Here is a 12,563-nt window from a genome sequence, read left to right as displayed (position 1 = left end):
GCCCTCACGGGCGGACGGCCGGACTCCGGCAACGGCCTTCTCCCTGACAGGAGTCTTGTCATGTCAACAGAATTACAAAAACCGCAGACGACGGCTGCCGAACACAAGATGCCCGGGCGCGAAAGCGCGGACCGTAAGCAAGTAACACAGGGCCGCTGGGCCTCCACGCTCCTGGCTCCATCTCTGATCCTCCTGGCGATCGTGATCATCTACCCGGTGGTCAACGCCATCATCATGTCGTTCCAAAAGGATTCCGGCCTGGACCCGGCCACCGGATTCTTCTCCGAAGGCGGTCCCGCCGGCTTCGACAACTACGTTCACTGGCTGGCGCAGCAATGTACCGCGCCGGGAGGCGGAGCGGTGGCGTGTCCTCCGGGCACCCTGGGCGCCCAATTCTGGGACTCCATGGGCACCACGTTCTTCTTCACCGTGGTCACCGTTGCCTTTGAAACCGTCCTCGGCTTCTGGATGGCCATCATCATGGCCCGGGCTTTCCGTGGCCGCAGCCTGATCCGTGCAGCCGTTCTGGTTCCGTGGGCCATCCCGACGGCCGTCACGGCCAAGCTCTGGTTCTTCATCTTCGCCTTCGAAGGTATTGCCAACAAGCTGTTCGGCACCCAGATCCTCTGGACCGGATCCGAATGGCCCGCCAAATGGGCCATCATCATTTCAGATGTTTGGAAGACCACCCCCTTCATGGCCCTGCTGATCCTCGCAGGCCTGCAACTGATCCCGGACGAGGTCTACGAGGCCGCCAAGGTGGACGGTGCGTCCACATGGCAGCGCTTCCGCCTGATCACGCTTCCGTTGGTGAAGCCGGCGCTCATGGTCGCCATCCTGTTCCGTGTGCTGGACGCCCTCCGTATGTACGACCTCCCTGCGATCATGACCGGTGGCGCCAACGGCACCACCACCCTGTCCATCCTGGTGGTCCAACAAATCAGGCAAGGTTTCAACTCGGCGGCAGCGCTATCAACCATCACCTTCATAGTGATCTTCCTTGTGGCCTTTATCTTTGTGAGATTCCTAGGGGCCAACGCGGTCGATGCCGCGTCATCTTCCGGAAAGGCGAAGTGACATGGCTACAGCCACAGCAACAAGGTCTTCCACAGCTCCCTCGGAACGCCCGAAGCGTCCATTCAACTGGGGTTCGTTCCGTACCTACGTCAGCGCCGTCGTCATCCTGATCTGGTGCCTTGCACCGTTCTATTGGATGATCGTGACGGCCTTCCGTGATGTTGGATTCACCTTCGACACCACGCCGTTCTTCACGCACTTCACCTGGGACAACTTTGCCACCGTCTTCGACGAGAGCCTGGGCAACCACTTCGGCAAGAACCTGCTGAACAGCCTGTTCGTGGGTGCCACTACCACGATCATCGCCTTGATCGTGGGCGTGTTTGCCGCCTATGCCCTGGCCCGGTTGAACTTCCGGTTCAAGTTCCTGGTGCTCGGCTTCATCCTGGGTGCCTCGATGTTCCCGGGCGTTGCCTTGGTGACCCCGCTCTTCCAGCTGTTCACCAACATCGGCTGGATGGGCAGCTACCAGGCGCTGATCATCCCGAACATCTCGTTCGTCCTCCCTTTGACGGTGTACACCTTGACCTCGTTCTTCCGGGAGATGCCGTGGGAGCTTGAAGAAGCTGCCCGCATCGACGGCTGCACGCAAGGCCAGGCGTTCCGCAAGGTGATCCTGCCGCTCGCGGCTCCGGCCACCTTCACCACGGCCATCCTGGCGTTCATCTCCGCATGGAACGAGTTCCTGATCGCGAGCCAGTTGTCCAACGACGACACCAGGACTGTCACGGTGGCCATCGCCTACTTCGCCGGCTCGCAGCCACAACAGGAGCCTTACACCGCCATCATGGCGGCAGGCACTGTGGTCACGGTGCCGCTGGTGATCCTGGTGCTGGTCTTCCAGCGCAAGATCGTGGCCGGCCTCACGGCAGGCGCAGTGAAGTGAGCAGCGCTGCAAGCCGGCGCCAGCAAGCTGCGGCGGCCCGGAAAGCCGATCCGCATACCAAGCGGGTGCGCTCCGGTGAGGATTTCGACATCATCATCGGGCTCCTGGCTTTCTGGGCGTTGGTCCTGTTGGCCGTCACGGTGTACATGGAACTTACGGCCCAGCCCGCCTTGGGCTGGGCCCTGGGCCTCCTGGCCACCGTCCTCGCGTTGTGGGGCATGATCCGGCTTCGACGCAAACTCCCTGAAAGGACGTCCCGGCGCCTCAATTGACCCGGCGCCCCGCCTGACGCGGCGCCACAATCGAACAGCACCTCAACTTAACAGTGGGTCGACATCAAGCCGTGCGAAATCGGTGAAGGGCACACAGACGGATAGGCTTAACGACGCCGTCTGGGGGAGCCCTCGGCCTTCGGCATGCACCTAATGAGGGGGCTTTAGTGGCTAAAACGAACGAACGGTCCCAGCGCGGTGGCCATACGGGCGTCAGCATCGAAGACGTCGCAGCCGCCGCCGGGGTATCCACGGCGACAGTTTCCAGGGCTGTGCGCGGACTGCCACGGGTTTCACCCGCCACCCGCGAAAAGATCCTCGAGGTAGCGGCTTCGCTGGGCTACGTTGCCAGTTCTTCCGCTTCAGGTTTGGCAACAGGACGGACCCGGACCATCGGCGTCCTGGCTCCTTTCGTGAGCCGCTGGTTCTTCTCCAAGGCCATCGAGGGAGCAGACCGGGAATTGCACTCCCGCAAGTACAACCTTTCCCTGTTCAATCTCGGCGGCCACGGGAGCAACCGTGAGCGGCTGTTCAGCTCCACCATGGTCTACAAGCAGATCGACGCCCTCCTGGTGCTCTGCATGGCGCTGAGCGAGGAAGAACTGGAACACCTCCACAAGATCGACATTCCACTGGTGGTGGTTGGCGGGCACGTCGAGGACTGCGCCTACATAGGCATCAACGACTACGACGCGGCTTCCACCGCCGTGCGGCACCTGCTGGACCTGGGGCATAAGGACATCGCGTTGCTGCACGGCGACGACGAAACGGACTTGAACTTCGATGTTCCCCGCGTCCGTATCCGTGCGTTCCAGGAAGTGATGTCCGACGCCGGACTGGACGTCCGTCCCGAATGGGACGAGTGGGGGGACTTCACTGTGGCCAGCGGACAGCAGGCCTTCAACCGCTTGTGGAGCCAGCCCGGCCGGAAGCCGACGGCGATTTTCTGTTCGTCGGACGAAATGGCCATGGGCGTCATTTTCGAGGCGGCGCGCCACGGGGTGCGGGTGCCCGAGGACTTGTCCGTGATCGGCATCGACGACCACGATTTCTCGGCATCCCTGGGGCTGACCACGGTAGGCCAGCGGCCCGACAACCAGGCCGAGTTGGGCACCAGGATGCTGCTCGACGAACTCGACGGCCATGTCGGGGCCGTCCGCTCGCAGACGGCTCCCCACGAGTTGATCGTCCGCGAGACAACTGCCCCGCCCTGCCGGTAGCACTCGGGGAAAGGGCGACGTCAGACTTTCTCTCTGTGGTGATACTTTCCGTACCTGTTCAGAAACCACATCATCATTGCGAATCCCGCGACGCCGAGCAACGGTATCGCCCAAAATGCGATTTCGGTGTCCCGCAGGATGACAGCGACGGCGCCCCCGACCATGGCAAGCAGTCCGACTCCCGGCGTCGCGGTGGAAAACCGCTGATTCCCGCTGAGCACTTGACCATTGGCAAATGCGTGGACCACGATGAACACCACTGCCGCCAAGGGGAAGATCACCGGCCAAATTCCCTGCGCGAAACCAATAATTTCCAAGGACACACCGTAAACAAGGCTGAGAACAAGCCAGTAGCGTCGTTCAACGCTTTGCTTCGCCCGTTCCATTGCCTAACACCCCCTGTTGAAATCTATGAGTGAACCGCCCACGCCCATAACCAAGTAGCAACTGAAGGCGGTCCATGGTCCAAAAAATCCTAAGGCTTCACAGATCAGGGTGGAACTGGAGAACCACGCCCAGAACGCGGCCCATGCTGACCCGCACCTGGGAAGACTGAGGTCCAACGGTCGGACAGAAGAGGTGTGGAGCCCGCCGCCCTGAACCTTGATCATCGGACTCCCATGCGTCAGTCTGAGGGATGACGCGCCATGGAAGGGCCCTGCAGATTCCAATTTCAGTTCACCCGAATTAGTGATCTCGATGAGGCCGGCAAGGGCGGAGGTAGGCATGGATGCCGCGGCAAATTCCTTCTGGAGATTCAGGTCGAAGCCTGGCGTGCTTGACAAGTATCGAGTCAGCTCCGGTGCTCTATCGAGCATCTGCATTCTCCGCTCAAATCCAACCGGGTCCGAACTTTTTGCTTGTTCCAAATTCTTCATTGCCACCAAGCGCTGCTCGGGACTGGGTTGCTCTAACAAAGACTTGGACGAATCATTCGGGTTTGCTGTAGCCGCTGTCGCGGGGCCAATGAGACCTACCACGAGGGAGACTAGGGTGACAACGACCGCGATTTGCCTCGAAAGACGGTTGACAACGAGCCGTGCAGTCTGTGCATAGGAATTCAACAAGAAGCTCCTCCAATCAAAATTCGAATTTCAATCGGAAGTCTGCCTCAGGAATCGGCGTCTAGGTGTCAAAAATAAATCTCTAGGTGTTGGTCTCCCACAGAAACATGCGGATCAGGAACTCCAAATTTGTCAAAAACCTAAAAATTAGGTGTTTTGAGAAGCCGTCTAGGTGTTGAGGACACTCAATTCAGGAGGCCCGGGCCAGTTGCCGGATCGGGATCCACCGCGACGCCAGGCGCCTGTATGCCGCAGCGGCCCCCGTCATGTCCCCTTCGGCCAGGCACTCAATGCCCAGGCGCACGTCCATGGGGGACTCGTCCGGGTAGACCTTGTCCGCCACGGCCCCGTAATCCAGCTCCACCATGGACTGGACGTGGAACAGTTCCAGCCATTCGGTGAGCTGGGTGAGATCGTCCAGCATGTCCAGATCGGGTGCTGCGAGGGCAAGGTGGGCCACGGCGAAGCGTGCCCGTTCCAGGGCTTCGGTGAGTGGAGTCCACACCCGGACGGTGACAATGTGCCCGTCCGATTCCACCACATCCTTGCGGTCCGACTCAGCGAAGAGCGAGAACCAGCTGAAGGGGATGCCCCACGTCGAGGCACGGGTGTGGACGCGCTTGGCGTCGTCCCCGGCGTTGATGCGGTCAATCCGGACCTGGTGCCTGTCGCGTTGCGAGACCGGAATCAGCAGATCGGCGAGCGGGCTGTGCACCCCGTCCATGAGGGCGTTTGCCGCCAAGCCGGCCCGAATCACCAGTTGGCTGGGGCAGTAAAGCAGGCGACCGGCGTCGTCCGCTGGCGTCTCTTCGCCGGAGTCATCCGGTGCGGCGTGCCGCCCGTTGGGGACGCGCGTCATGCGCACCAGGTCAGTTCGTCCGGTCGGAAACGGGTCGCCGCCGGTGCGCGTGATGCGTCCGAGCGAGGCCTGCAGCTCCGCATTCTCGACGGCGGCCCGGGAACCGATCCTGCCGCTGTCCGCCACCAACTGGCGCTGCTGTTCCGCGGGAAACGCCTCGAGCGGCTCGTAGATCCGCAGGGACGATGAAAAGGGCAGGCCGGCCTGGCCCCTGTACAGGTTTCCACTCATGTCCAGCCAGCCCCTTTCACTCCGGGTTGTTGGGTGGTTAGTCGGCGAGTTCCACAATCACGGGAGCATGGTCCGAGGCACCCTTGCCCTTGCGTTCCTCGCGGTCGATCGACGCGCCCGTAACCCGCGCGGCCAATGGTGCCGAGGCGAGGCAGAAGTCGATGCGCATGCCTTCCTTCTTGGGGAAGCGCAGCTGCGTGTAGTCCCAGTACGTGTAAACGCCGGGCCCCGGGGTGTAAGGGCGGACGACGTCGGTAAAGCCTGCGGTTTCGAACGCGTGGAACGCGGCGCGCTCCGGTTCGCTGACGTGGGTGAAGTTGTTGTCGCGGAAGAGCTGGATATCCCACACATCGTCGTCGAACGGTGCGATGTTCCAGTCACCCATCAGGGCGATCTGGGCGTTGGGATCGGCCTTAACCCACTCGGCTGCCTGACCCTGGAGAACTTCAAGCCACTTGATCTTGTACGGCATGTGCTCGTCGTCGAGCGAGCGGCCGTTGGGCACGTAGAGGCTCCAGACGCGGATCCCGCCGCATGTTGCCGCGATGGCGCGGGCTTCCTGGGCGGGGTTCTTGCCCGCTTTGCCGAAGGCCGGTTGGTCGATGAAGGTCCGCTCCACGTCTTCCAAGCCCACCCGGGAGGCGATGGCTACGCCGTTCCACTGGTTGACGCCGAAGTGGGCCACCTCGTAGCCCATGCGCTCGAACAGCTCCCATGGGAAGTTGTCGTCCTTGCATTTGGTCTCCTGGATGGCCAGGACATCGCAGTCGCTGCGCTCAAGCCAGGCTTCCACGCGGTCGGCGCGGGCACGGAGGGAGTTCACGTTCCAGGTAGCTATCTTCACAGCCACTAACTTACCGAACTTGGGGCTGGGCGCATCCCCTCCGAAAGGATTGCTGCCGGTGCGGACGCTGTGCGACCCGCGTCAGTTGGCGTAGACCAAGGGGCTTCGTGCGCCCCGGCGGAGCCTGATGCCGCACACGATCAGGAGGAGCCCGGCGATCACGGCAAACGCGGCGAGGAAGCCCGCCATGGCAAGGAATCCGAGGCCCGGGTTGAGGATCACCAGCAACCCAAAGAGGGCCGTCACCACCCCGGTGAGCAGCCAGACAGGCCAGCCGCTCATGGTGCTCCGGGCTGCGAAGGCCAGGATGATTTCGGAGACGCCGAGGATCAGCGCCCACAATCCAATCAACACTGCCAGGGCAGCCGCCGTCATGCCGGGCCAGGCAACAGCCACAAGGCCCGCGGCGATGGAAATGAAGCCGCCGATCAGGGACCACCGGGAATGGCGGGAGGGATCGTAGAAATAGTGGGCAATGTTGGTGAGGCCGTCAACGATCGCGAAGACTCCGAACACGAACACCAGGGCGAAAACCGTGGACACGGGGAGTGCGGCAATGGCGAAGCCGAACAGCACAGCCAGGATCCCACGGAACAGGAGTGCCGTTCCGGAATGCTTGAACATCTTGCGTCCTGAGGCGTCGGACATAGCGTCAGTTTAATCCAATGACCCTGTTGGAGATATAGCTTCGGCCCGGGAAACTCAGCGCATCCCTTCGCGCCGGATCGCCGTGGCGATGGCGGCGGCGCGGGTTTCAACGCCGAGCTTGGCATAGATGTGGGCAAGGTGCGTTTTGACGGTCGCTTCGGAGATGAACAGCCGTTTGCCCAGGTCGCGGTTGCTGAGGCCCTGGGTGAGGAGGCTGAGCAATTCCGCTTCGCGCGGGGTGAGGATGTCGTCCGGATTGCGCAGTTGCTGGAACAGTCTGGAAGCCACCGGTGCACTCATGACGCTCTTGCCCTGCACGGCCCCGCGGACGGCGGCGAAGATTTCCTCGGGTGCCGCGTCCTTGAGAAGGTAGCCCATGGCGCCGGCATCGACGGCCCGGACAATGTCCGCGTCCGAATCGTAGGTGGTGAAAACGATGATCGCCTGCCGCGGATTGCTCTGCCGCACCTGCTTGATAGCCTCGATCCCGTCCATGCCGGCGCCCATGGCCAGGTCCATCAGGATCACGGTAGGGTAATGTTCTTGGGCAGCCTGCAGGGCTTCCTCACCGGAGGCTGCCTCGGCGACGACGGCGATGTCCGCCTGGGTGCCAAGCAGCGCCTTCAGTCCGCTCCGGACCACGGTGTGGTCATCCACCAGAAGCACGGAGATTGTGGTCACGGGGTCTCCTCCGGAGAACGTAGGGGCAACTGCGCCGCGATGATGGTGCCTTCGCCGGGTGTGCTTTCTACGGACAATTGTCCGCCCAACTGTTCCACCCGCTGCCGCATGGCCCGCAGCCCGTACCCTCCGGCTTCCGACGGCGGTGGTACCGCTCCCGGATCAAAGCCGCGGCCGTCGTCGTACACGTCCAAAGTGACCGCATCCGGCAAGTAGCCCAGCGTCAAGCTCGCGTGCCGGGCGTCGGCGTGCAGGCCGATGTTGGCCGCCGCGCTTTGGGTGACCCGGAGCAGGGTGTGCCGCACTTCCGCCGGGACGGTCCTGGGATCACCGGTGACGTGGACGGTGATGCCCGCGACGTATTGCCGGGCTGCGTGTTCCAAGGCTTCTTCGAGGGGGCCGGACTCAAGGCCCGGCGCGGAAAGTTCGTGGACCAGGCTGCGGGTATCGGCCAGGTTCCGGCGGAGGAGTCCGGTGGCCTTGAGTAGGTCGTCACGGGCTGACGGTTCCGGCCACGAACGCTGGGTGGCCTCCAGCAAGAGCAGGCTGCTGGCCAGGCCCTGCGTCACGGTGTCATGGATCTCCCGGGAAACGCGCTCGCGCTCGGCCGCGATTCCGGCCGCACGCTCACTCGCGGCGAGCTGGTCCTGGGCCATGGAAACCTCCGCCAACAACTTCCGTTGCACGGCGGCGTCACGCTCGATCTTGTCGTAGATCAATGTCAGCAGCACGCCCGCGGCCAGCGGACCCAGCACCATGGCAACATCGGTCCAGTCGCTCAGGCGGAACAGCCCGACGGCGGTGGCCGCCGCAGTTGCGCCGCCGGCAACGTACGCGGGCCAGCCGCGGAAGACGCTGCGGCAGAGGAAGAAGATGGCGAACGAGCACCACGCGAAACTCGGCGCCACGATGACCAGGGCTGCCCAGGCGGCGAGCAAGGCGACCATCCACGGAAGCCACGGGCCACGGTTCCGCCGGGCCAGGACGGCCGTCGCGGCGTAGAGGGCGCACACGGCCGCAGCCAGCGCGACCGTCCAGAGGTTGTCCGCGGGTGCGTGGCGCATGACGTACCGGACCCCCGAGGCGACCATGAGCACCGCGAATCCAAGGTGGACCACCACGTCGATGCGGCCATCCAGGGGGCCGTCGGCCGGCGGCTTGGGGGCAGGTGTCATGGGTGGTTCCCGTTCGGTTGAGGGCGCTCTTTCCATGCTAGGTCCCGCGCCGTTGCAGGTCTCTCCACCTTTTGGCTGATACCGCCGACGGAAAGGATGAGGCCGGGATCGGCGGCTGGCCGATGTGGGCGCGGGGTGTTGGCCGGAAGCATGGAGATGTACCCAAGAACGTGCCAAGGAGAAACCATGAAGAAGTCCAACAAGATGATTGCCGCCGCCGCTGCCGGAGCACTGCTGCTCACGGGCGGGATCACGGCTGTGGCCAACGCTGTTGCCCCTGAAGCCGCCCCGGCCGCAGCGGCCGCCAAGGCTCCCGCCGAGGTCACACCCGCTGCGGAGAACGTGGTTGCCCAGAACCGCATCACCGTTGGTGCCTCCGGCAAGGCGGTTACTGCTGCACTCGCCAAATGCCAGGCGGACAAACTGCCGTTCGTGACTGTTGCCTTGGTGGACCGTTTCGGCACCGTCCAGGCCCTCCTCCGCGGTGACAACGCCGCTGAGCACACCATTGAGGCCGCCAAGCAGAAGGCCTACACCGCAGCCGCATTTGGTGCTCCCACCAGCGAGTTGGCCAAGCGTGTCAACGGCAACGGTCCGTCCATCGCCGACCTCCCCGGCACCCTTTTCCTCGCCGGTGGTGTGCCCGTCAAGGTCAACGGCGTTTCCGTGGCCGGCATCGGCGTCGGCGGAGCTCCTGACGGTGCCCTCGACGAAGCCTGCGCTACCGCCGGAGCCGAGGCACTGGCCGCAGCGGCGAAGTAGCCTTTGAAGATGAAGTCCCCCTCCGGAATTTTTGAACGGATGCTGCGCTCCTGGACGCGTTTTAGGGGTGTTTCGTGTACAAAAACTCCGGTGGTGGGGGCGGGGCTGCTGCTGGCCGCCGGACTTGTGGCCGGCTGCGCCGCGGGTTCTCCTGCGGGCCCGGCCGGTTCACCGTCGGTCGCTCCGGCAGGCACGACGGCGGTTCCCTCGCCTTCCAGCCCGGCCAGCACTCAAGCAGCCCCCAGCTCAGCCGCAGCGGCGAGCGCGGGGCCCGGTCCGGCGTCGTCCGTGCCGCCCAAACTGTCAAAGGAGGCCCAATTGGAAACCGACCGGCTCCTGATCCTCGCCGCGAAAGCCAACGATCCCGTCCGGGTCCGCGAGCTGATCGCTGCCGGCGGGAACGTCAACGCGAAGGACGAGATCCAGGACTCCGCATTCCTGTACGCCGGAGCCGAGGGGTTCAATGAGGTCCTGCGGCTTACTTTGCAGGCCGGGGCCGATGTCCGCAGCATCAACCGGTACGGCGGCACGGCGCTGATCCCCGCGAGCGAGCACGGACACACAGATACCGTGCGGATCCTGATCGCCGCCGGAGTGCCGGTGGACCACGTCAACAACCTGGGCTGGACGGCCATGCAGGAAGCGATCCTGCTCAACAATGGCGGACCCAAGCAGCAGGACGTGGTCCGGCAGTTGTTGGCCGCCGGAGCTGCCCCGGACATCCGCGACCCCCAAGGCCGGACCGCCCTGCAGAACGCGGAGCGGCTCGGATTCACGGAGATCGCGGCGCTGATCCGGAACCGCTGACCCCGCCGGACCCAAGTAGGGGACAGCACTTGCTCCACTGAGTGCTCAGTGGAACGTTTGCTGTCCCCCAGTTGGGTGCTAGAGGGATTCGAGGATGCTTACGTAGTTCGCGATGCCCACGCCGCCCATGTTCTGGACTGCGCCGCGGCGGGCGTTGGGGAGTTGCATGTCGCCGGCGGTGCCGGTCAGTTGCATTGCAGCGATGACGTGCTGCGACACACCTGTCGCGCCGACGGGGTGGCCCTTGGCCTTCAGACCGCCGGACACGTTGACGGGCAGCTTCCCATCTTTGTAGACCCAGCCTTCCTTGATGGCCCGGGAGCCCTCGCCGCGGGAGGTCAGGCCCATGGCCTCGTACATGATGAGCTCGGCGATGGTGAAACAATCGTGGACCTCGGCGAAGTCGAGATCGTTGACGCCAACACCGGCCATGCCGAACGCCCGCTCCCACGAGGCACGCGTAGCGGCGAATTCGGTGGGATCGCGCTTCTCCGCGGGGAAGAAATCGTTGGCGTGACCGAACCCGGCCAGGCGCACGGCTGCGGTTGCGCCGTTGGTCGCCCTGGTGGAAAGTACGACGGCGGCAGCACCGTCCGAGACCGGCGAACAGTCAGTGCGGCGCAAGGGATCAGCCACCATGGGGTTCTTGTCCGAGATGGTCCTGCAGAACTCTTCGCCGAAATCCCGGTGCATCTGGGCATAGGGGTTGTCCATGCCGTTGCGGTGGTTCTTCGCGGAAATGGAGCCGAGCACATCGCCCAGGCCGGCTTCGAAGCCGGTGCTGCTTATACCTGCGCCGCTTGTACCCGAGCCGTAGCGTTTGTCATAGTGCTTGGCGACCTCCGCGAAGAGGCCCGTGAAACCAGTTGTGGAGGGCTTACCGGCCATCTCGTACGAAGCGCCAAGGAGGGCCGCCCCCACAACGTCCGCACCAGCGTCGGTCATCTTCTCGGCACCGATCACCAGGACGTTGCGGGCGGTTCCGGCCAGGACAGCCTTGACGCCCTGTTGAAAGGCTGCCGAACCGGAGGCACAGGCGTTCTCCGTGCGGGTGGCCGGCACGTTGCCGAGGTCCTCGGACAGCTGGAGCGCGAGGGACGACGTGAAGCCAAGGGGCTGCATGCCGGAGTTGAACTGGCCCAGGTAGATCTCGTCGATGTCCTTGGGGTCCAGGCCGGAGTTCCGGATGGCTTCGCCGGCGACCTGGACGATCAGGGTTTCCAGGGTGTCGTCGCTGAGCTTGCCGAACTTGCTGTGACCCCAGCCTGTGAGCAGGATGTCCTTGCCGAACTGGTCCTTGAGGCTCATGCGTTCGCTCCTTCGAGGGTCTCTTCAACAGTGGGCTCCGGTGAGCCGGCTTCAAGAGCGTCGGTGAATTCCGCGTCGGTTTTGCTGCGCAGCTCTTCGACCGTGACACCCGGGGCGAGCCGGGTCAGCAGAAGGCGCGTGCCGGCGTCGTGCGTTTCGCCGGTTTCCGAGTCGGGCACGATGTCGAAAACCGCGAGATCCGTGATGATCCGGTCCACGCACTTGAGCCCGGTGAGAGGCAGGGTGCATTCGGTGACGATCTTGGCGGACCCGTCCTTGGCGTTGTGCTCCGTCAGGACCACCACGCGCGGGGTGCCGGCAACCAAGTCCATGGCTCCGCCCATGCCCTTGACCATCTTGCCCGGAATGGTCCAGTTGGCGAGGTCGCCGCTGCCGGATACCTGCATGGCACCGAGGATGGCGACTTTCACGTGGCCGCCGCGGATCATGCCGAAGGACGTAGCGGAATCGAAGATGCTGCCGCCGGGATTGATGGTGACGGTTTGCTTGCCTGCGTTGATGAGGTCGGCGTCTTCCTCGCCCTCGTACGGGAACGGGCCCATTCCGAGGAGCCCGTTCTCGCTCTGCAGGACTACCCGCACGCCGTCGGGCAGGTTGTTGGCTACCAGCGTGGGGATGCCGATGCCGAGGTTGACGTAGTCGCCGTCGTTGAGTTCTTCAGCCGCGATGGCGGCCATTTGGTCACGTGTCCATGCCATGGTGTGTGCT

14 protein-coding genes are annotated in these 12,563 nt (G+C 63.8%); 6 read left to right on the top strand and 8 right to left on the bottom strand.

What is annotated here, in order from left to right; genetic code table 11:
• Positions 1–60: 60 nt before the first annotated feature.
• The 4 genes from ACIPV6_RS06470 (at position 61) to ACIPV6_RS06455 (ending at position 3,455) form a co-directional block, all read left to right on the top strand.
• On the top strand, positions 61–1,077 hold the full coding sequence (locus ACIPV6_RS06470) for a carbohydrate ABC transporter permease (RefSeq protein WP_400270079.1): 1,017 nt from the start codon (positions 61–63) through the stop codon (positions 1,075–1,077).
• 1 nt (position 1,078) lies between these two features.
• On the top strand, positions 1,079–1,963 hold the full coding sequence (locus ACIPV6_RS06465; protein ID WP_400270078.1) for a carbohydrate ABC transporter permease: 885 nt from the start codon (positions 1,079–1,081) through the stop codon (positions 1,961–1,963).
• Positions 1,960–2,235, top strand: coding sequence for a hypothetical protein (locus tag ACIPV6_RS06460; protein ID WP_400270077.1), 276 nt, complete (start codon positions 1,960–1,962; stop codon positions 2,233–2,235). The genes ACIPV6_RS06465 and ACIPV6_RS06460 overlap by 4 nt, the downstream gene beginning before the upstream one ends.
• Positions 2,236–2,402: 167 nt before the next feature.
• On the top strand, positions 2,403–3,455 hold the full coding sequence (locus ACIPV6_RS06455) for a LacI family DNA-binding transcriptional regulator (RefSeq protein WP_400270076.1): 1,053 nt from the start codon (positions 2,403–2,405) through the stop codon (positions 3,453–3,455).
• A gap of 20 nt (positions 3,456–3,475) precedes the next feature.
• Here the strand turns inward: ACIPV6_RS06455 and ACIPV6_RS06450 are convergent, their stop codons facing one another.
• The 6 genes from ACIPV6_RS06450 to ACIPV6_RS06425 form a co-directional block, all read right to left on the bottom strand.
• Positions 3,476–3,841 (bottom strand): hypothetical protein, encoded by a 366-nt coding sequence (locus ACIPV6_RS06450; protein WP_400270075.1) that lies wholly within the window; start codon positions 3,839–3,841, stop codon positions 3,476–3,478.
• Between the two features lie 868 nt (positions 3,842–4,709).
• Positions 4,710–5,609, bottom strand: coding sequence for a hypothetical protein (locus tag ACIPV6_RS06445; RefSeq protein WP_400270074.1), 900 nt, complete (start codon positions 5,607–5,609; stop codon positions 4,710–4,712).
• Between the two features lie 37 nt (positions 5,610–5,646).
• The gene (locus tag ACIPV6_RS06440; protein WP_400270073.1) at positions 5,647–6,453 is read right to left on the bottom strand and encodes an exodeoxyribonuclease III; all 807 of its coding nucleotides are present in this window, start codon (positions 6,451–6,453) and stop codon (positions 5,647–5,649) included.
• An 81-nt stretch (positions 6,454–6,534) separates the two neighbouring features.
• Entirely contained in the window at positions 6,535–7,101 is a 567-nt protein-coding gene (locus tag ACIPV6_RS06435) for an HdeD family acid-resistance protein (protein WP_400270072.1), read from the bottom strand.
• A gap of 54 nt (positions 7,102–7,155) precedes the next feature.
• Positions 7,156–7,782 (bottom strand): response regulator, encoded by a 627-nt coding sequence (locus tag ACIPV6_RS06430; RefSeq protein ID WP_400270071.1) that lies wholly within the window; start codon positions 7,780–7,782, stop codon positions 7,156–7,158.
• Positions 7,779–8,957, bottom strand: coding sequence for a sensor histidine kinase (locus ACIPV6_RS06425; protein ID WP_400270070.1), 1,179 nt, complete (start codon positions 8,955–8,957; stop codon positions 7,779–7,781). Before ACIPV6_RS06425 ends, ACIPV6_RS06430 begins: the two co-directional genes overlap by 4 nt.
• Positions 8,958–9,143: 186 nt before the next feature.
• Here ACIPV6_RS06425 and ACIPV6_RS06420 point away from each other — a divergent pair, with 186 nt between their 5' ends.
• The gene (locus ACIPV6_RS06420; protein ID WP_400270069.1) at positions 9,144–9,719 is read left to right on the top strand and encodes a heme-binding protein; all 576 of its coding nucleotides are present in this window, start codon (positions 9,144–9,146) and stop codon (positions 9,717–9,719) included.
• A gap of 318 nt (positions 9,720–10,037) precedes the next feature.
• Entirely contained in the window at positions 10,038–10,526 is a 489-nt protein-coding gene (locus tag ACIPV6_RS06415; RefSeq protein WP_400270068.1) for an ankyrin repeat domain-containing protein, read from the top strand.
• 78 nt (positions 10,527–10,604) lie between these two features.
• Here the strand turns inward: ACIPV6_RS06415 and ACIPV6_RS06410 are convergent, their stop codons facing one another.
• Both ACIPV6_RS06410 and ACIPV6_RS06405 read right to left on the bottom strand, forming a co-directional pair.
• Positions 10,605–11,834 (bottom strand): acetyl-CoA acetyltransferase, encoded by a 1,230-nt coding sequence (locus tag ACIPV6_RS06410; protein WP_400270067.1) that lies wholly within the window; start codon positions 11,832–11,834, stop codon positions 10,605–10,607.
• Positions 11,831–12,553 (bottom strand): CoA transferase subunit B, encoded by a 723-nt coding sequence (locus tag ACIPV6_RS06405; protein WP_400270066.1) that lies wholly within the window; start codon positions 12,551–12,553, stop codon positions 11,831–11,833. The genes ACIPV6_RS06410 and ACIPV6_RS06405 overlap by 4 nt, the downstream gene beginning before the upstream one ends.
• Positions 12,554–12,563: the final 10 nt, after the last annotated feature.

The sequence above is a fragment of the Paenarthrobacter sp. NPDC089988 genome (assembly GCF_044748465.1).
Taxonomy (GTDB): Bacteria; Actinomycetota; Actinomycetes; order Actinomycetales; family Micrococcaceae; genus Arthrobacter.
The sequence above is the reverse complement of the archived record's forward strand: the minus strand, read 5'-3'. Positions and strand labels throughout refer to the sequence as shown.

What these genes read in the sequence shown, in the direction of transcription:
- ACIPV6_RS06470 (WP_400270079.1), top strand. Translation starts at nt 61, where the DNA reads ATGTCAACAGAATTACAAAAACCGCAGACGACGGCTGCCGAACACAAG.
- ACIPV6_RS06465 (WP_400270078.1), top strand. Translation starts at nt 1,079, where the DNA reads ATGGCTACAGCCACAGCAACAAGGTCTTCCACAGCTCCCTCGGAACGC.
- ACIPV6_RS06450 (WP_400270075.1), bottom strand. Translation starts at nt 3,841, where the DNA reads ATGGAACGGGCGAAGCAAAGCGTTGAACGACGCTACTGGCTTGTTCTC.
- ACIPV6_RS06445 (WP_400270074.1), bottom strand. Translation starts at nt 5,609, where the DNA reads ATGAGTGGAAACCTGTACAGGGGCCAGGCCGGCCTGCCCTTTTCATCG.
- ACIPV6_RS06435 (WP_400270072.1), bottom strand. Translation starts at nt 7,101, where the DNA reads ATGTCCGACGCCTCAGGACGCAAGATGTTCAAGCATTCCGGAACGGCA.
- ACIPV6_RS06425 (WP_400270070.1), bottom strand. Translation starts at nt 8,957, where the DNA reads ATGACACCTGCCCCCAAGCCGCCGGCCGACGGCCCCCTGGATGGCCGC.
- ACIPV6_RS06420 (WP_400270069.1), top strand. Translation starts at nt 9,144, where the DNA reads ATGAAGAAGTCCAACAAGATGATTGCCGCCGCCGCTGCCGGAGCACTG.
- ACIPV6_RS06410 (WP_400270067.1), bottom strand. Translation starts at nt 11,834, where the DNA reads ATGAGCCTCAAGGACCAGTTCGGCAAGGACATCCTGCTCACAGGCTGG.
- ACIPV6_RS06405 (WP_400270066.1), bottom strand. Translation starts at nt 12,553, where the DNA reads ATGGCATGGACACGTGACCAAATGGCCGCCATCGCGGCTGAAGAACTC.